This is a genomic window from Streptomyces sp. AM25, from assembly GCF_058146165.1.
On the sequence record NZ_JBKIWN010000020.1, the window covers coordinates 147,544 to 165,275 of the forward strand.

Consider the following 17,732-nt stretch of genomic DNA (forward strand, 5'->3'; position numbering starts at 1 on the left):
TTCAACTGTGGCCAAAAGGGCGTGGTAACAGCTCGTATCGGTGTGCATACTCAGTGAGCGGGGGGTGGTTGCGGATGTCTCATGTGGGGGTTTGGTGCTGCGTGTCCATTTCACTGGACTCGATCTGGCCCGGTTGCGCCTGGCCGGAGACCCGGACGTACTCTGGGAAACCGTTCTGAGCCTGCACCGCCTCAGGGACAAGCAAGGCGAATCGATCTACGGTGATTGGCGCTCGGAAACCCGTACTCGGTTGAATGGTGAAACGCGGCTCCTGGCCCCGCTGGTTCCGTCCCGGGGCTATTTCCCGGACTTCCTGACACCCCCGGAAGGGCTGGACGGACTGGAGTCCGGCATCGCCGCGCTGCGGGCCACCCCGGCCGAGCGGGTCCACGAGGAGCTGTCCAAGCTGTCCACGGTGCGCACGCTGCCCGCTTGGATACGATCGCTCGGCGAGGGTGACGCCCGTGCGTTCGGCAAGCTGATCGGCGCGCTCCACACCTATCACGAGGCCGCCATCGCACCCTACTGGACGCACATCCAGGGCCGGATAGAGGCCGACCGGGCCGTGCGCGGCCGGGCGTTGCTGGACGGCGGGGCGGATGCGCTGCTCTCCTCGCTGCCGCCCACGATGCGCTGGCGGGCGCCGGTCCTGGAGGCCGACTACCCCGTCGACCGCGACCTCTACCTCAACGGGCGCGGCCTGCTGCTGGTCCCGTCGTTCTTCTGTCGGCGCACGCCCGTCGCCCTGCAGAACCCGGACCTCGCGCCCGTCCTGGTCTACCCCGCCCGGCACATGTCGGAGCCGTCGGCGTGCGTGCAGTCCCCGCCGCGCTCGCTGGGCAAGCTGGTCGGCCACACCCGCTCCGCGGTCCTGGGGTCGATCGGGGGCGGCTGCACGACCAGCGAACTCGCCCGCAGGGTGGGGGTGTCGGCGGCCTCGGCCAGCCAGCACGCCGGGGTGCTGCGCGAGGCCGGGCTCGTGCTGACCCTGCGGCACGGCAGCGCCGTGCTGCACACGCTGACCCCGCTCGGTGCGGCGTTACTCCGCGGCGGCCGCCGCGGCCCGCTGGCGGAACGTTCCCCCCAGGTCACGATGCAGGCCTGGTCGGCTCAGAACGCGGGTTCGAGTCCTCGTATACCCTGACCGCGTCTGAACTGCAGGAACGGAGCACGCCGCCATGTCTTCCGGCCCGGATGTCACGGTCATCGTCGCCGCCTACAACGCCATGCCGTACGTGACCCGCAGCGTCACGTCCGTCCTGCGGCAGAGTCTGGGTGCTGGGGGTCCCCCCGGCGAAGCCAGGGGGAGCATCGAGCTGATCGCGGTCGACGACGGCTCGACGGACGGCACGGGGGAGGAGCTGGACCGCCTGGCGGCCGGGGCGCCCGGGATGCAGGTGGTCCACCAGCCGAACTCGGGCGGCCCCGCCGGCCCGCGCAACCTGGGCCTGGAACGGGCCACGGGCCGCTACGTCTTCTTCCTCGACGCGGACGACTATCTCGGCCCGGAGGCGCTGGAGCGCATGGTCGCCGCCGCCGACGAGAACGGCTCGGACGTCGTCCTGGGCCGGATCGTGGGGGAGGGCGGCCGCCGTGCCCCGCGCTCGATGTTCGGCCGGAACCAGCCGCGGACGGACGTCTTCGCCTCGCGCGTCTACTGGACGCTCAACCCGATGAAGCTCTTCCGGCGCGAGCTGGTCGAGCGGCTCGGACTGCGCTTCGACACCGGCCTGTCCATAGGCGAGGACCAGCCGTTCACGGCCACGGCCTACCTGGAGGCCGCCGCGATCTCGGTGGTGGCCGACCACGACTGCCTGTACTGGGTCGCGCGCGAGGACGGCAACAACATCACGGCGCAGCCGCACGGCACCCGGATGCGGATGGACCTCTTCCGGCGGATGACGGAGCTCGTCGCGGAGCGCGTGGAGCCGGGCCCCCGGCGGGACGTGCTGCTGCACCGGCACTTCGCCGTGGAACTGCGCGACGCCGTGCTGCAGTGGTGCCGCGAGCCGCACCGCGAGGTCCAGGCGAAGCTGCTGGCCGAGCTGGGCGACCTGATCGCGCCCCACTACGGGGAAGGGCTGGCGGCCCGCCTGCCCGCGGTGGTGCGGCTGCGCTGCCACCTGATCCAACGGGGTCTGCTGGACGAGCTGTTGACGCTGGTGCGGTGGGAGCTGGACCGCGGAGCGGCGAGCTACGGCATAACGACCGTGGCCGCTGCGGACGGTGAGGAGGAGGGGCTCCTGATCGAGGACGGGCGGGCGTACGCCCGTTACCCGTACTTCCGCGACTCCACCCTGAACATCCCCGACGACTGCTACGACATCACCTCCGAACTGCGCGTCCGGCACCAGGTCGCATCCGCGGACCTGGGCCTGGGCGGACTGCGCCTGACGGGCTGTGCGTCCGTCGACCGCATACCTGTCACCGGCACGACGGCCGCCCTGATCCTGCGCCGGCGCGGGTCCGGGGACGAGCGCCGCTTCCCCGTGCACGGGACGGACGGCGCCTTCGACGTCACGGTCGACGGCGCCTCTCTGCCGGCGGGCCTGTGGGACCCGACCCTGGCGGTGAACGCGGCCGGCGTCGCCAAGGAGGCCCGGCTGGGCAGCCGCCGGGCGGAGTCGGTGACGACGGTGACGACGACGGTGGTGACTGCGCAGGGCACGGCGGTTGCGCTCTACACGACGAAGCCGTACGGGAATCTCACGCTGGACGTGGGGGAGACGCGGCACGGGGTGCTGCCGCACTTGGGGGTGGAGGGGGTCTCCTGGGCCCCTGCCGGGCCCGCCACGCTGGCGGTGAACGTCCGCTGCACGCTGGCCGGTTGGCCGGCCGGCGCCCTGACGGTCCGGGCCGAGGGCCCGGACGGTGCGGAGGTCACCGTCCCCGTGGACGGGGACACGGCGCTGTTTCCGCTCGCGGAGGCGGGGGAGTGGCGCGTCGCGGTGCGCCTGGCCGCCGGGGGTGCGGAGTGGACCGTCCCCGTACCGCGCCGGCCGGGGCTCGGCGTTGCGCGCTGGAAGCGGCGCGGCTTGCCGTGGTACGCCAAGCCGCTCGCGGGGCGGGACGTATTGACCCTGCGGGTCGGGCGGGTTGATCTGTGGAAGGCGGTACGGGGGCGGTTGGGCTAGCCGATAGGTGCGCCCCGAGCGGGGATCACGTGATCCGGAACCGCAAGCGGCAGATCACCGCGTCCGTGTCGCGCCGCACCGCGTGTGCCACCACCGTGCCCCGTTGGTTCTGGAGCAGCCGCTGCCAGACGTGGGCCGGCTCGACCTCCGGGATCAGTACCGTCACCCGGTTGTCGGGGTGCTGCTCCGTCAGGTCGCGTACGTACCGCACGATCGGGCGGCCCAACGCACCCGCCTGGGCGGGCAGTTCGACCAGGCTCACGCCCGGGTTCCACAGCTCCCAGTCGCGGCGCAGCGACTCCGCGTCGGGGTGTGCGACCGTCACGGCCACGACCTCGTCGCCGAGCGAGACGGCGGCGGTCAGCGCCTTGCTCGTCAGGCGCGACAGCGACGAGACCGGCACGACGACCACCGAGTGGCAGCGGCGCGGCGGTTCGGGCACCCGGCCCAGCTCCAGGCGCTCGCCGATCCGGCCGTACGCCCGGTGCACCGCCTCGAAGGCCAGTACCAGCACCGGCAGCGCGAGGACGATCAGCCAGGCGCCCTCGGTGAACTTCGTCGCGGTGACGACCACCGTGGCCACGCCGGTGAGCACGGCGCCGAAGCCGTTGAGGAGCGCCTTGCCGAGCCAGCCGGCCGAGCGCTCCTGCCGCCAGTGGCGGACCATGCCGACCTGGCAGATGGTGAAGCCGACGAACACGCCGATCGAGAAGAGCGGTACGAGCGTGTTGACGTCGCCGCCGGAGAAGACCAGCAGCACCGCGGAGACAGCGGCCAGGGCGAGCACGCCGTGGCGGTGGACCTGGCGGTCGGCCTTGAGGCCGAAGACGTGCGGCAGGTAGTTGTCGCGGGCCAGCAGGGCCATCAGGACCGGCAGTCCGCCGAACGAGGTGTTCGCGGCGAGCGCGAGCAGGATCATCGTCGCGAACTGCACCACGTAGAACGCCCAGTTGTGGCCGAGCGAGGCGTCCGCGAGCTGGGCCAGGACGGTGACGCCCTCGACCGGCTGCAGGTGGAAGCGGCCGATGAGGACCGAGAGGCCGATGAGCATGATGCCGAGCAGGGCGCCCAGCGCCACCTCCGTGCGCTGCGCGCGCTTGACACGCGGGGCGCGGAAGGACGGCACCGCGTTGGCCACGGCCTCGACGCCGGTGAGCGCGGAGCAGCCGGACGCGAACGCCTTCAGGAGCAGCAGCGCGCCGACCGAGGTGGCGTTGTCGGCGAGCACCGACGCGTGACCGTGCGCGGCCGCGGTGCTGGCGGGGGCGCTGCGGAAGAGGCCCATGACGATCATGAGCAGGATCGAGCCGACGAAGACGGCCGTCGGCACGATGAAGGCCTTCGCCGACTCCACGATGCCGCGCAGGTTGACGGCCGTCACGACGACGAGGACGCCGAGGCAGAGCCACACCCGCTGGTCGTAGAGGGAGGGGAAGGCGGACGTCAGGGCGGCGACGCCGGCCGTCACGGAGACGGCCACGTTGAGCACGTAGTCCAGGATCAGGGAGGCCGCGGTGACCAGGCTGGTGCGGCGGCCCAGGTGCCGCTTGGCGACCGCGTACGAGCCGCCGCCGTCCGGGAAGGCGGCGATGACCTGGCGGTAGGAGGCGACGAGCACGGCCAGCAGGGCGGCGATCGCCAGGGTGACCGGCAGGGTGAAGCCGAGGCCGTGTGCTCCGGCGGCGGCCAGCACCAGGACGATCGACTCGGGGCCGTAGGCCACCGACGCCATCGCGTCGAGGGACAGGGCCGCGAGGCCCTGGGTGGCGGTGAGCCGGTGCCGGTCCTCGGCAGCGGGACCCGCGCCGGTATCCGGCGGTTCGGTGGGCCGTCCGTCCGTTTTGGCCAGCATGGACATGTCTTGTCGTACCTCCGTGACGTGGAACGCCCAGCGTGGGGCCGGGTTCCGGGGGTCGCGCCCGGCCTTGGCGGGGTCTTGTCGCGGTGCGGCGGTATCTTCACGTGATCTTGACGCCGGTGGCCGTCCGGCCGTAAGCGGAGCGTCAGGATTGGGCGACGTAACGTCAGTTTTCCGTCAATCTCCGGCGTGTGGGGCGGCGGCCGGCCCTACCGTCACGGCCATGGGACGGCGAGCAATGCTGCTGCTGCGACTGCAGGCGCGACATGTCCACGGCCGGTCGCCGGGCGCCGCCGTGCCGGCCTACGACCGCGGCTGGCGCCGCGAGGCCCGCGCCGCCTGGTGGTTCGGGCTGTGCCTCGGTGCCGTCCTCGTCCTCGCCGACCTCGCCCGCGGCAGCCTGGACTGGCCCCGCGGCGGCTGCTGGGCCACGCTCGCCGGCACCCTCGTCGCCGTGCTGCGCCCGGCGCGCATCACCGCGGGCGACGGCTGGCTGGCCGCCCGCGGGCTGCTGCGCGAACACCGCGTACGGACGGACCTGCTGACACAGGTCCGCCGCGCGGACGGGGTCGCCCCGCGGCTGGTGCTGCGCGACGTGACGGGCGGCCGGGTGGAGGTGGACCCGAGGGTCCTCGCGGCGAACCCGCTCCTGTGGCACCGCCTCGACACGGGGGCGCGCAGGGCGCGCGCCAGGGGATTGCTGCGGGGGTCAACTCCGTTGGCGGACGTGGCGGAACGGGTGGACGGCGAGGGGGCGCGGGCGCTGCTGCGGGCGTCGGGGCTGGAGTGAGTCCGGTACCGCCGGGGCTCAGCCGTACGTGATCCCCGTCAGCTTCTCCGAGGCCTCCCAGAGACCTCGCCCGGCAACATCGGACAGCGTCCACCGGGCCCGAACCGACCGCGTCGGCGCCCCGCGCCACAACTGCACCCTCGGACCGATGAATTCGTCCGGCCGCACCCCCGGCGCCGTCGCCGCGTACAGCGTCGGCAGCGCCCCGTCCTCCGCGCTCTGTGCGACGATCCGGTTCGCGACCTCGACGCCCCGCTCGACCCAGGCCCGTTCCTCCATGCGCGGCCCCGCCGTCGCGAGGTTGGTCGCCGCGTAGCCGGGGTGCGCGGCGACCGCGACGACCGGCGAGCCCTCGGCGGCGAGCCGCCGCGCCAGCTCGTGCACGAACAGCAGGTTGGCGCTCTTGGAGCGGCCGTACGCGATCCAACGCCGGTAGCGCCGCTCCATGTTGAGGTCGCGCGGGTCGACGTTGCCCAGGAAGTGCAGCCCGCTGGACACGGTCACCACCCGCGCTCCAGGCCCGGCGGCCCGGAGTCGCGGCAGCAGCAGGCAGGTCAGGGCGAAGTGGCCGAGGTGATTGGTCCCGAATTGCATCTCGAAGCCGTCGACGGTCTTGCGCTGCGGCAGGGCCATCACACCGGCGTTGTTGACGAGCAGGTCGACCCGCTCGCCCGCCAGGCCGTCCGCGAAGGCCCGTACGGAGGAGAGGTCCGCGAGGTCCAGCTGCCCCAACTCGGCGTCGGCGTCCGGCACCTGGTCCCGGAGCAGCTCCAGGGCGGCCTTGCCGCGCGTCGCATCCCGGCAGGCCAGCACCACACGGGCGCCGTGGCGGGCGAGTTCACGTGCGGTCACCAGACCGAGGCCGCTGTTGGCGCCGGTCACCACGGCGGTGCGCCCGCTCTGGTCGGGGATGTCGCTCGCGGTCCAGCCGTTCATGCCGTGCGCTCCTCTGCGATCAGGGAAGGCCAGCCTAGACCGCCCGGGGGTGCACTGCAGTCCTTTCGCGCCGGGAGCGCGCGCCCCTACGGTGACCCCCATGCGAAGAACCCTGGCAAGGCTGCTCCTCGCTCCACCGGCGGCCCTCGGTCTCCTGCTCGCCGGCCCGGTGCCGGCCCACGCCACCGACACCGGCTCCGCACCGGCGGCCACCCCCGGCGGGGTCGACGAGACACTGGTGTTCGGCCGCGAACTGGTCGTCCCCCAGCCGTACACCCCCGATCCCACGGACCACGCGGGCCCGCACAGGTGCCTGCAGAAGTACCACGACTACTCCCCGACCCCCGGCTGCGGCGGCTTCACCGTGGACGTCACGCTGCACAACGTCCGCTCCCAGCCCGGCTTCGTCGCGGGCGCGAACGACGGCAGCGACATCAAGTTCACCGCCACCGCCGACACGGACCGCACCTTCGGCTGCCGCACGGCGGACGGCACCTTCGACTGGAGCACCGCCTTCGTGGTCCGTACGACCCGGACGCCGCTGGACCACGTCTACTTCTCCGCCGACAGCGGCTGGATCGTCGACCAGACCCGCAGGGCGACGGACGGCAGCGATTACGGCCCCTCCTTCTCCCTCAACTTCCCTGCCGTGAAGGCCGACTGCCCGGCCGGCACGACGCCCGTCCAGTACGGGCTCAAGGTGACCGACCTCGACATCGGCATCAGCGGGTCCGCGGTCTTCGGCACCACGAGCTGGCACCACGACGGGCCGTTCTACGGCTGACGCGCGCTTGTGCGCCGCCGGCACGGGGAATGGGGCCGGTGAGCCATGTGGCGGCATCCGGTGCTGCCGCACCGGCCGGGGTCCGCGAGGCGTCCGTACGCTGTCCCACATCGGAACATGTGTCATCGGACTGTGCGGAAAACAGTCTGGCGTGCGCCGGATCCCGGCCGGTGCGGTTAGCCTGTCGACTACCTTCCTGACGTGGTGGGGGTGCCCGTGCGTTTCTCCTGGTGGAGCCGGGCCCGGTGGGTCCGGGCCGTGCTCGCGGGGCTCTATGTCGTCACCCTCGCCGCCGTCGTTCCCAAGGGGGCCGGAGGCCACGGCCGGGACGGCAGCTGGTCCAGCGAGGAGGCCCGGCGCTTCTGGGGGCCCACCCGGATGACGGCCTCCACGGACCCCGAGGACGCCGACCCCGACCCCGACGCCAAGAGCGAGGCCCAGAAGATCACCGGCAGCGCACGGCACTTCGACGGGGTGCCGACGGTGGGCGTGATCTTCTACGTCGGCGAGGACATGAAGAACCACCACTGCACGGCGAGCGTGGTGCACAGCCCCAAGGGCAACCTCATCGTGACCGCGGGCCACTGCTCCTTCGGCGACGCGGCCGCCTTCGTCCCCGACTACCAGCAGGGCGCGAGCAAACAGCCGTACGGCGTCTGGGCCGTCGACCGCACCTTCACCGACCCGCGCCGCGACGACTACGGGGACGGCTCCGACCTCGACTTCGCGTTCGCGACGCTCAAGGCGGACTCCCGCGGCAGGCAGATCGAACGGGTGACGGGCGCGAACCGGCTGGTGCGGACGCCCGGATACACCAACCGGGTGACGGTCATCGGCTACCCCGACGTCGACGACGACCCGGCGGACCAGGCGATCCGCTGCACGGCGATGACCGACCGCCTGGACGGCCACAAGCAGCTGCGCATGCGGTGCGACGGCTTCTACTCCGGCACGTCCGGCAGCCCGTGGCTCATCCACTTCAACGAGAAGACGAAGACCGGCGACCTGGTCGGCGTCCTGGGCGGCCTGAACGGCGGCGGCCCGGACGGGGACGAGAGCGCCCGGCTGTCGTACAGCCCGGTCGACGACGACGAGATCTTCAAGCTGTACCTCGACGCGATCAACGACCGCGAGCCCAAGCGGTAGCCCTCCGGGGGGTGCCGCTTGATCGCGGCTGCCGCCGTTCGTCCTCAAACGCCGGACGGGCTGGAATCAGCCCGTTGGGGGCACCTCCCAGCGTTGGCCGGGGGAGTTCGAGGACACCGCGCGCAGCGCGGTCCGGGGCATCCAACCCCCGGAGGGATACCCTCCCGTCTGTCACACCCGGCGGCTACCGTCGGGGGTATGAACGGCACAGGCGCAGGCACAGCACGGAGCAAGGACGCAGGCAGGGAGACCCCCGGTATCGCCGGGTACGACGTGCCGGACGTGGAGCGCTGGGCGCCCGAGCCCGACAAGCGGCCCGGCCGGACGGCCTTCCAGCGGGACCGGGCGCGTGTGCTGCACTCCGCCGCGCTGCGCCGCCTCGCCGGCAAGACGCAGGTCGTCGCCCCGGGCGCCAACGCCCAGGCCTGGGACGCCACGCCGCGCACGCGCCTGACGCACTCGCTGGAGTGCGCCCAGGTCGGCCGGGAGCTGGGCGCGGCCCTCGGCTGCGACCCCGACCTGGTCGAGGTGGCCTGCCTCGCGCACGACCTGGGCCACCCCCCGTTCGGCCACAACGGTGAGCAGGCGCTCGACGAAGTCGCCCGGTCCTGCGGCGGGTTCGAGGGCAACGCCCAGTCGCTGCGCCTGCTCACCCGGCTCGAGCCGAAGCGCTTCGTGCCCGGCCCGCCGACGGGCGACGGCCGGCCGGTCAGCGTGGGCCTCAACCTCACCCGCGCCGCGCTCGACGCCGCCACCAAGTACCCCTGGCCGCGCGGCGGCCACCCCACCGACCCGGACTCGCGCAAGTTCGGGGTCTACGCGGACGACCTGCCGGTCTTCACCTGGTTCCGGCAGGGCGCCCCCGCCCACGGCCGCAGCTTCGAGGCCCAGGTCATGGACTGGGCCGACGACGTCGCCTACTCCGTGCACGACGTGGAGGACGGCCTGCAGGCCGGCCACCTGGACCCGGGCGTCCTGCTCGCCGGCCCCGAGCGCCGCGAGGTGTTCGCGGTCGCCGCCCGCCGCTACGCCCCGGGCGCCGGGCCCGCCGAGCTGGCCGAGGCGCTGGACCGGCTGCTGGCCCAGGAGTGGTGGCCGCACGGCTACGACGGCAGCGCCGTCGCCCAGGCCCGCCTCAAGGACGCCACCAGCCAGCTCATCGGCCGCTTCTGCCTGGCCGCCGAGACGGCCACCCGCGCGGCGTGGGGCCCGGGCCGGCTCGGGCGGTACGGGGCCGAGCTCGTCGTCCCCCGCGGCACGCGGCTGGAGTGCGCCGTCCTCAAGGCCGTCGCCGACCGCTACGTCATACAGCGGGAGGACCAGGAGAAGCTCAGGGCCGAGCAGCGCGTCGTCATCGCCGAGCTCGCGGAGGCCCTGGCCGTCCGCGCGCCCGACGGCCTCGACCCGCAGTTCCGCACCCTCTTCGACGACGCCGCCGACGATGCGGGGCGGCTGCGGGCGGTCGTCGACCAGATCGCCGCCCTCACCGACGCCTCGGCGCGCACTCTTCACGCCAGGCTCACGGGGGCGGGGCCACGATAATCCCGGGCCCTTGCGGGTACTGACCCGTTCAGGCTGTGCTTTCCCGGGGGCCGCAGTATCTGACAGGGGCTGCGCCCCGGGTCGGACCCCCGCCGGAACACCCCACGGGGGCGGTACGCAGACGCACTGCGCGGCAGCGAGGAGGCAGCAAGTGGTGGACGCAGACCAGACGTTCGTCATCGTGGGAGGAGGCCTGGCCGGTGCCAAGGCGGCGGAGACCCTCCGGTCGGAAGGTTTCACCGGCCGGGTGATCCTCATCTGCGACGAACGCGACCACCCCTACGAGCGGCCGCCGCTCTCCAAGGGGTACCTCACGGGAAAGACCGACCGGGAGGCCGTCTTCGTCCACGAACCGGCCTGGTACGCCCAGGCCGACATCGAGCTCCACCTCGGCCAGCCCGCCGTCGCGCTCGACCGCGCGGCCAGGACGGTCCGGCTCGGCGACGGCACGGTCGTCGCCTACGACAAGCTGCTGCTGGCCACCGGCGCCGAGCCGCGCCGGCTGGAGATCCCCGGCACCGGCCTGGCCGGCGTGCACCACCTGCGCCGTCTCGCCCACGCCGAGCGGCTGCGCGGCGTCCTTGCCTCCCTCGGGCGCGACAACGGCCACCTCGTCATCGCCGGAGCCGGCTGGATCGGCCTGGAGGTCGCCGCCGCGGCCCGCGGCTACGGCGCCGAGGTGACGATCGTCGAACCCGCGCCCACTCCGCTGCACCGGGTCCTCGGCCCCGAGCTCGGCCAGCTCTTCACCGACCTGCACGCCGCGCACGGCGTCCGCTTCCACTTCGGCGCCCGGCTCACCGAGATCACCGGCCAGGACGGCATGGTCCTGGCCGCCCGCACCGACGACGGCGAGGAGCACCCCGCCCACGCCGTCCTCGCCGCGATCGGCGCCGCCCCCCGCACCGCCCTCGCCGAGGCCGCCGGCCTCGCCCTCGTCGACCGCGCGGACGGCGGCGGCATCGCCGTCGACGCCTCCCTGCGCACCTCCGACCCCGACATCCACGCCGCGGGCGACGTGGCCGCCGCCGAACACCCCTGGCTGCACACCCGCCTGCGCATCGAGCACTGGGCCAACGCCCTCAACGGCGGCCCCGCCGCCGCCCGCGCCATGCTCGGCCAGGAGGTCTCCTACGACCGCGTCCCGTACTTCTTCTCCGACCAGTACGACGTGGGCCTGGAGTACTCCGGCTACGCGCCCCCCGGCTCGTACGACCAGGTGGTCATCCGCGGGGACGCCGGAAAGCCCGAGTTCATCGCCTTCTGGCTGCGCGAGGGCCGGGTGCTGGCCGGGATGAACGTGAACGTGTGGGACGTCACGGAGGACATCCAGCGCCTCATCCGCTCCGGCGTCCGCCTCGCCCCCGAGGCCCTCGCCGACCCCACCGTCCCGCTCGACGCGGTGCCCACCGCATGAGCCGGATCCGCACCGCGCTCGTGCCCGCCGCGGAGATCTTCGCCCTGCGGCACGCCGTGCTGCGCCCCGGCCTGCCCCCGGAGTCGGCCGTCTTCCCGGAGGACGGCCGGCCGGAGGCGTTCCACGTCGCCGCGTACGACGAGGAGGGGCGGGTGCAGGCGTGCGTCACCTTCATGCCCGGGCCCGTGCCGGACACGGGCGAGGAGGCGTACCGCTTCCGCGGCATGGCCAGCGCCCCGGCCGTGCGCGGCCGGGGGTACGGCGTCGCCGTGCTGGAGGCGGGGCTGGCCGAGGCCGGGGCCCGCGGCGCCGGGCTGGTGTGGTGCAACGGGCGCACGGGCGCGCGCGGCTTCTACGAGCGCCACGGCTTCGCCGTGCAGGGCGAGGAGTTCACGGTCGAGGGCGTGGGCCCGCACCTCGTCTTCGTGATCAAGGTCGGGGGTGTTGGCGCCCGGCCGTAGAATTCAGGCGTGGCAGGCAGGATCAACGATGACGATGTGAGGGCGGTCCGGGACGCGGTCCCGATCGACGCCGTCGTGTCCGAGTACCTCCAGTTGCGCAACGCGGGCGGCGGCAATCTCAAGGGCCTCTGCCCGTTCCACGACGAGAAGTCCCCGTCCTTCCAGGTCAGCCCCGCCAAGGGGCTGTTCTACTGCTTCGGCTGCCAGGAGGGCGGGGACACCGTCGACTTCGTCATGAAGATCGACCACCTCTCCTTCGCCGAGACCATCGAGCGGCTCGCCGCCCAGGCCGGCATCACCCTGCGGTACGAGGAGGGCGGCTACACCCCGGGCCGCCAGCAGGGCGAGCGGATCCGCCTGGTCGAGGCGCACAAGGCCGCCGCGCAGTTCTACGTCGAGCAGCTCGGCAGCCCCGAGGCCGAGATCGGCCGCCGCTTCCTGGCCGGCCGCGGCTTCGACCAGGAGGCCGCGCAGCACTTCGGCGTCGGCTACAGCCCGGCCGGCTGGGACCACCTCACCCGCTTCCTGCGCGGCAAGGGGTTCACCGACAAGGAGCTGATCGTCTCCGGCCTCGCCCAGGAGAGCCGCGGCGGCCGTCCCATCGACCGCTTCCGAGGCCGGCTGATGTGGCCCATCCGCGACATCACCGGCGAGGTCATCGGCTTCGGCGCCCGCAAGCTCCGCGACGACGACAACGGGCCGAAGTACCTCAACACCCCCGAGACGCCGATCTACAAGAAGTCCCACGTCCTCTACGGCATCGACCTCGCGAAGAAGGAGATCGCCAAGACCAACCGCGCCGTGGTCGTCGAGGGCTACACGGACGTCATGGCCTGCCACCTGGCTGGCATCACCACGGCCATCGCCACCTGCGGCACCGCCTTCGCCGGCGACCACATCAAGATCCTGCGCCGGCTGCTGATGGACAACTCCGGCTCCGAGGTCGTCTTCACCTTCGACGGCGACGCCGCCGGCCAGAAGGCCGCCCTGCGCGCCTTCGAGGACGACCAGAAGTTCGCCGCCGAGACCTCTATCGCCATCACCCCCGGCGGCATGGACCCCTGCGAGCTGCGCCTCGCCGAGGGCGACGCGGCCGTGCAGACCCTGGTGGAGACCCGCACCCCGCTGTTCGCCTTCGCCATCCGCCAGGTCGTCGCCCGGCACAACCTCGACACCGCCGAGGGCCGGGCCGCCGCCCTGGAGGCGGCCGCGCCCATCGTCGCGAACATCAAGAACAGCGCCATCCAGCACGAGTACGCCGTCCAGCTCGCCGGCATGCTCGGCATCCTGGACACCCAGTTCGTCGTCCGCCGCGTCGGCCAGCTCGCCCGCTGGGCCCGCGAGCGCGGCCAGCGCCCCGACCAGGGGCGCGCGCAGCACCGCGGCGCGCCGTCCGCTGCGCCCGTACCCCAGCAGCCGGCCGTGCGCGGCCCCGCCCTCAATCTGCGCAGCCCCGCCCACCGCACCGAGCGGGAGCTGCTCAAGCTGGCCCTCCAGCACCCCGAGCTCGTCGCCCCGGCCTTCGACGCCTACATGGAGGACGAGTTCACCGCCCCGCCCTACGCCGCCGTGCGCCGGGCCATCGAGGAGGCCGGCGGCGTCACGCAGGCGGACCCCCGCTATCTGGCCAAGGTCCGTGACGCCGCGCCCGACGACACCGTCCGTGCCCTGGTCACGGAGCTGGCCGTCGAGGCCGTCCACGCCCGCACGGTCGACGCGATCTACGCGGGCACCCAGCTGGTGCACGTCCGGCTGCGGGCCGTCGAGCGCCGCATCGGGGAGGTCACGGCGGGCATGGTCCGCATGGGCACCCAGGCGGACCCGGCGCAACTGGCGGCCGTGCAGAACGAGTTGTGGGTCCTCCAGCAGTACGGAAAGTCCCTCAAGGACCGCGGCGCCGCAGCGCTGTAAGTGCCGGGCAAACGCCGCCTGTAACCGGCCGGTCACGTTCAGGGCTCAGAAAGTGGACGCACGCCCCTCGTGGCGGGCGTGTGTCGTGCTCCACACTATTGGGCGGTGCCCGAGTCCTCGGAGCGCGGCAGGCCCGGCGGCCGCCGGCCCCTTTGCGAAGCCGCTCTCGATCCCCTGCAAGGGCGACGGCTCGGCCGCCGCCGTGCCTTGATCCGTGCTGCCCCGTTCTGCCGCCATAGCAGCGATCACCCTGGAGGTCGCCCCCGTGCAGACCCGGACCCCGACCCTCCCACAGGCCCCGGCCACCGCGGCACCGATCGTGCCGCGGCAGGACGGACCGCCCGCGACCGAGACCTTCGCCGAGGACGCGCCCCCGGAACCGGTGCGGGCCGACACCGGTGGCCCCTCGTCCGACCTCTTCCGCCAGTACCTGCGCGAGATCGGCAGGATCTCCCTGCTCACGGCGGCCGAGGAGGTGGAACTGGCCCGCCGCGTCGAGGCCGGGCTGTTCGCCGAGGAGAAGCTCCTGTGCACCCCCGACCTCGACACCCGCCTCGCCCTGGACCTCGACCAGCTCGTCGTGCTCGGCCGGATGGCCAAACGTCGGCTGATCGAGGCCAACCTGCGGCTCGTCGTCTCCGTCGCCAAGCGCTACATCGGCCGCGGCCTCACCATGCTCGACCTGGTGCAGGAGGGAAACCTGGGGCTGATCAGGGCAGTCGAGAAATTCGACTACGCCCGCGGCTACAAGTTCTCGACGTACGCGACCTGGTGGATCCGCCAGGCCATGTCCCGCGCCCTCGCCGACCAGGCCCGCACCATCCGAGTCCCCGTCCACGTCGTGGAGTTGATCAACCGGGTGGTGCGGGTGCAGCGCCGCATGCTCCAGGAGCGCGGCTACGAACCCACCGCCGAGGAGGTCGCCGCCCAGCTCGACCTGTCGGAGGAACGGGTCAGCGAAGTCCTGCGCCTCGCCCAGGAACCGGTGTCGCTGCACGCGCCGGTGGGGGAGGAGGACGACGTCGCCCTCGGTGACCTCATCGAGGACGGCGACGCCGCCTCGCCCGTGGAGTCGGCCGCCTTCCTGCTGCTGCGCGAGCACCTGGAGGCCGTGCTCTCCACGCTCGGGGAGCGCGAGCGCAAGGTGGTGCAGCTGCGCTACGGGCTCGCCGACGGGCGGCCGCGGACGCTGGAGGAGATCGGGCGGATCTTCGGGGTCACGCGGGAGCGGATTCGGCAGATCGAGTCGAAGACGCTCAATAAATTGCGGGACCACGCTTTCGCGGATCAGCTGCGGGGTTACCTGGACTGAGGCCTCGGTCCGGCTGCGGGCCCTACAACGCCCCCGGGTGCGTCTGCTCCCGCACCGCCGCGTACTGCTGCCGCACCGCCTGACCCGCCGCCAGGTCCTCGCCGGGATCGAAGGACTGGCCCGTCACGGCGGGCCACTGCGGGGGCGTGTGCGGGGCCAGGGTGCCCTGCTGGACGCCCAGCGACCAGGCGGCCTGCCGGGCCGCGCCCAGCGCCGCGTAGTCCATCGGCTGCGGGACGACGACCTGCGCGCCGAACAGCGACGGCGCGATCGCCTGCACGGCGGGCAGCTCGGCGGCCGGGCCCAGCAGGAAGACGCGGCGCACCTCGACGCCGCGCGAGCGCAGCACGTCCAGCGCGTCCGTCAGCCCGCACAGCATGCCCTCGAACGCCGCCCGCGCCAGGTGCTCCGGCTTCATGCTCTCGCGCCGCAGCCCCACCAGCGTCCCCGAGGCGTGCGGCAGCTGCGGAGTGCGTTCGCCCTCCAGGTACGGCAGCAGGACGAGCCCGTAGGAGCCCGGCGAGGACTGCAGCGCCAGCGCGGACAGGCCCGGCAGGTCCGTCCCGAGCAGCTCGGCGGTGCCGCGCAGCACCCGCACGGCGTTGAGCGTGTGGACGACGGGCAGGTGCATGCCGGTCGCGTCGGCGAACGAGATGATCGTGCCGGTGGGGTCCTCCAGCGCCGAGGGGTGCACGGAGAAGACCGACCCGGAGGCGCCCAGGGAGATCACCGCGTCGCCGGGCCCGACGCCCAGCCCGAAGGCGGCGGCCATCGTCTCGCCGGTGCCCGCCGAGATCAGCAGCCCCTCGGGGGTGTGCCCGGCCGGCTCGGCCGGGCCGAGCACGTCGGGCAGCGCGGCCGGCCGGCCCAGCGCCAGCTCCACGAGATCCGGCCGCCATTCGCCCGTCGCGGCCGACCAGAAACCGGTGCCGGACGCGTCCCCGCGGTCCGTCGTCCGGCGCAGGGGCCTGCCCAGCAGCTGCCAGACCAGCCAGTCGTGCGGCTGCAGGAGGGCGGCGGCGCGGGCGGCCGACTCCGGCTCGTTGCGGGCGAGCCAGCGCAGCTTGGCCAGGGCCTGCCCGGCCTGCGGCACCGACCCGACCGCCTGCGCCCAGGCGGCCCGGCCGCCCAGTGCATCGGTCAGCTCGGCCGCACAGGGCTGCATGCGCTTGTCGTTGCCCAGCAGGGCGGGACGGACCAGCACCCCGCCGGCGTCCAGCACGAGCAGACCGTTCTGCTGCGCGGAGACGCCGATGGCCTGCACGCCCTCCAGCACGCCCCCGGCGGCGGCGTCGCCGAGCGACATCAGCCACGCCTGCGGGTCGCCCTCGGGCGCGGCCGCCGGATGAGGGGCGTACCCCTGCCGGAGCACGGCACCGGTGTCCGCGTCGCAGACGACGATCTGTGTGCTCTGGGCAGAACTGTCCAGCCCGGCGACTATCCCCATGTCAAGGATGATGCCAAATCCCGGGCGTCCCCGGCGCCACAGGTCACGTGTTGCTGGTGCCCCAGTCGTCCTCGTCGCCCTGCCCGCGCTCGCGCAGCGAGCGCACGCGGTCGGCGACGGCGCCCGGCAGCCGGCTGCCCGCCTTCTCGAACGCCCGCGAGGCCATGGCCCGGCCGTTCTGCGCGGCGGACTCCGCGGTGTTGCGGACCGCCGGGTTCTGCGCGATGCGCTGCGCGCCCTTGCGCAGCTCCTCGTAGCGCTCCCGGCCGGCCCGCGCGCCGAGCACGTAACCGACGGCCAGCCCGGCGATGAACGTCACCCGGTAGCGCATCGCGCACCGTCCTTCCGTTGGATCCGCTGTGCCTCTCCCGGCCTTCGCCCTCGCCTACCCGGCGGTGCCCGAGGTCACTCCGGGTGTACCGATTGGCGGAGCACCCCCCTGCTTGCGCTAATGTATGTCCCGCAGCGAGCGCACGCCGCCCGGGAGGCCGGACGAAGGTGCATTCGAAGCAAACGCCACAATCCCCTGTAGCTCAATTGGCAGAGCAGCCGGCTGTTAACCGGCAGGTTACTGGTTCGAGTCCAGTCGGGGGAGCGCGGTCCCCTGTAGCTCAATTGGCAGAGCAGCCGGCTGTTAACCGGCAGGTTACTGGTTCGAGTCCAGTCGGGGGAGCTGTGGAACGAGGACCTCTGCGGGGGTCCTTTTTTCATGTCCCGGTTCCCGCCGGGCGGGAACCGATCCGGCGTGATCGAAGTCCTCAAGGTCAGGCTGGTCACACGATGCGGCCCCGCCGGGGCAGCAGATCGTATGAGCGGCTATGCTGCGGCAGACGGCGCGCACAGATGTGCGCGACGCGCCGTGAACGGGGCGGTAGCTCAGCCGGTTAGAGCAGCGGACTCATAATCCGTCGGCCGTGGGTTCGAGTCCCACCCGCCCCACCACGCGGCAGCAGTGCAGAAACGATCTGACCTGCGGAAACGCTGGCGCCCCGCG

14 protein-coding genes and 3 tRNA genes are annotated in these 17,732 nt (G+C 73.1%); 13 read left to right on the plus strand and 4 right to left on the minus strand.

The window, feature by feature from the left end:
* The first annotated feature begins 94 nt into the window (after positions 1 to 94).
* Positions 95 to 1,144 (plus strand): ArsR/SmtB family transcription factor, encoded by a 1,050-nt coding sequence (locus ACLHRZ_RS26355; RefSeq protein ID WP_490421001.1) that lies wholly within the window; start codon positions 95 to 97, stop codon positions 1,142 to 1,144.
* Between the two features lie 34 nt (positions 1,145 to 1,178).
* A complete protein-coding gene (locus ACLHRZ_RS26360) occupies positions 1,179 to 3,134 on the plus strand; it encodes a glycosyltransferase family 2 protein (RefSeq protein ID WP_490421002.1) in 1,956 nt (651 codons plus the stop codon).
* A gap of 25 nt (positions 3,135 to 3,159) precedes the next feature.
* On the opposite strand, the gene ACLHRZ_RS26365 is transcribed toward ACLHRZ_RS26360, so the two are convergent.
* Positions 3,160 to 4,992, minus strand: coding sequence for an APC family permease (locus ACLHRZ_RS26365; protein WP_490421003.1), 1,833 nt, complete (start codon positions 4,990 to 4,992; stop codon positions 3,160 to 3,162).
* Between the two features lie 223 nt (positions 4,993 to 5,215).
* On the opposite strand from ACLHRZ_RS26365, the gene ACLHRZ_RS26370 reads away from it, so the two are divergent.
* The gene (locus ACLHRZ_RS26370) at positions 5,216 to 5,782 is read left to right on the plus strand and encodes a hypothetical protein (protein ID WP_490421004.1); all 567 of its coding nucleotides are present in this window, start codon (positions 5,216 to 5,218) and stop codon (positions 5,780 to 5,782) included.
* A gap of 18 nt (positions 5,783 to 5,800) precedes the next feature.
* Here ACLHRZ_RS26370 and ACLHRZ_RS26375 read toward each other — a convergent pair whose 3' ends face one another.
* Entirely contained in the window at positions 5,801 to 6,718 is a 918-nt protein-coding gene (locus ACLHRZ_RS26375) for an oxidoreductase (RefSeq protein WP_490421005.1), read from the minus strand.
* Between the two features lie 100 nt (positions 6,719 to 6,818).
* Between ACLHRZ_RS26375 and ACLHRZ_RS26380 the strand changes: the two genes are divergently transcribed.
* The 7 genes from ACLHRZ_RS26380 to ACLHRZ_RS26410 all read left to right on the plus strand — a co-directional run bounded on the left by ACLHRZ_RS26380 (position 6,819) and on the right by ACLHRZ_RS26410 (position 15,291).
* Entirely contained in the window at positions 6,819 to 7,502 is a 684-nt protein-coding gene (locus ACLHRZ_RS26380) for a hypothetical protein (RefSeq protein WP_490421006.1), read from the plus strand.
* A 201-nt stretch (positions 7,503 to 7,703) separates the two neighbouring features.
* On the plus strand, positions 7,704 to 8,648 hold the full coding sequence (locus tag ACLHRZ_RS26385) for a trypsin-like serine peptidase (protein WP_490421007.1): 945 nt from the start codon (positions 7,704 to 7,706) through the stop codon (positions 8,646 to 8,648).
* 198 nt (positions 8,649 to 8,846) lie between these two features.
* Positions 8,847 to 10,190, plus strand: a complete 1,344-nt coding sequence (locus tag ACLHRZ_RS26390) for a deoxyguanosinetriphosphate triphosphohydrolase (RefSeq protein ID WP_490421008.1) — start codon at positions 8,847 to 8,849, stop codon at positions 10,188 to 10,190.
* A gap of 151 nt (positions 10,191 to 10,341) precedes the next feature.
* Complete coding sequence (locus ACLHRZ_RS26395) at positions 10,342 to 11,607, plus strand: NAD(P)/FAD-dependent oxidoreductase (protein ID WP_490421009.1); 1,266 nt, start codon at positions 10,342 to 10,344, stop codon at positions 11,605 to 11,607.
* Positions 11,604 to 12,068, plus strand: coding sequence for a GNAT family N-acetyltransferase (locus ACLHRZ_RS26400; protein ID WP_490421010.1), 465 nt, complete (start codon positions 11,604 to 11,606; stop codon positions 12,066 to 12,068). The genes ACLHRZ_RS26395 and ACLHRZ_RS26400 overlap by 4 nt, the downstream gene beginning before the upstream one ends.
* Before the next feature lie 9 nt (positions 12,069 to 12,077).
* Entirely contained in the window at positions 12,078 to 13,979 is a 1,902-nt protein-coding gene (gene dnaG / locus ACLHRZ_RS26405) for a DNA primase (RefSeq protein WP_490421011.1), read from the plus strand.
* 214 nt (positions 13,980 to 14,193) lie between these two features.
* A complete protein-coding gene (locus tag ACLHRZ_RS26410; RefSeq protein ID WP_490421012.1) occupies positions 14,194 to 15,291 on the plus strand; it encodes a sigma-70 family RNA polymerase sigma factor in 1,098 nt (365 codons plus the stop codon).
* A gap of 22 nt (positions 15,292 to 15,313) precedes the next feature.
* On the opposite strand, the gene ACLHRZ_RS26415 is transcribed toward ACLHRZ_RS26410, so the two are convergent.
* A complete protein-coding gene (locus ACLHRZ_RS26415) occupies positions 15,314 to 16,738 on the minus strand; it encodes an FGGY family carbohydrate kinase (RefSeq protein ID WP_490421013.1) in 1,425 nt (474 codons plus the stop codon).
* 43 nt (positions 16,739 to 16,781) lie between these two features.
* Complete coding sequence (locus ACLHRZ_RS26420; protein ID WP_490421014.1) at positions 16,782 to 17,069, minus strand: YtxH domain-containing protein; 288 nt, start codon at positions 17,067 to 17,069, stop codon at positions 16,782 to 16,784.
* Between the two features lie 191 nt (positions 17,070 to 17,260).
* Here ACLHRZ_RS26420 and ACLHRZ_RS26425 point away from each other — a divergent pair.
* The 3 genes from ACLHRZ_RS26425 to ACLHRZ_RS26435 all read left to right on the plus strand — a co-directional run bounded on the left by ACLHRZ_RS26425 (position 17,261) and on the right by ACLHRZ_RS26435 (position 17,680).
* Positions 17,261 to 17,333, plus strand: a tRNA-Asn gene (locus ACLHRZ_RS26425).
* A gap of 5 nt (positions 17,334 to 17,338) precedes the next feature.
* Positions 17,339 to 17,411, plus strand: a tRNA-Asn gene (locus ACLHRZ_RS26430).
* Between the two features lie 192 nt (positions 17,412 to 17,603).
* Positions 17,604 to 17,680, plus strand: a tRNA-Ile gene (locus ACLHRZ_RS26435).
* Positions 17,681 to 17,732 lie beyond the last annotated feature (52 nt).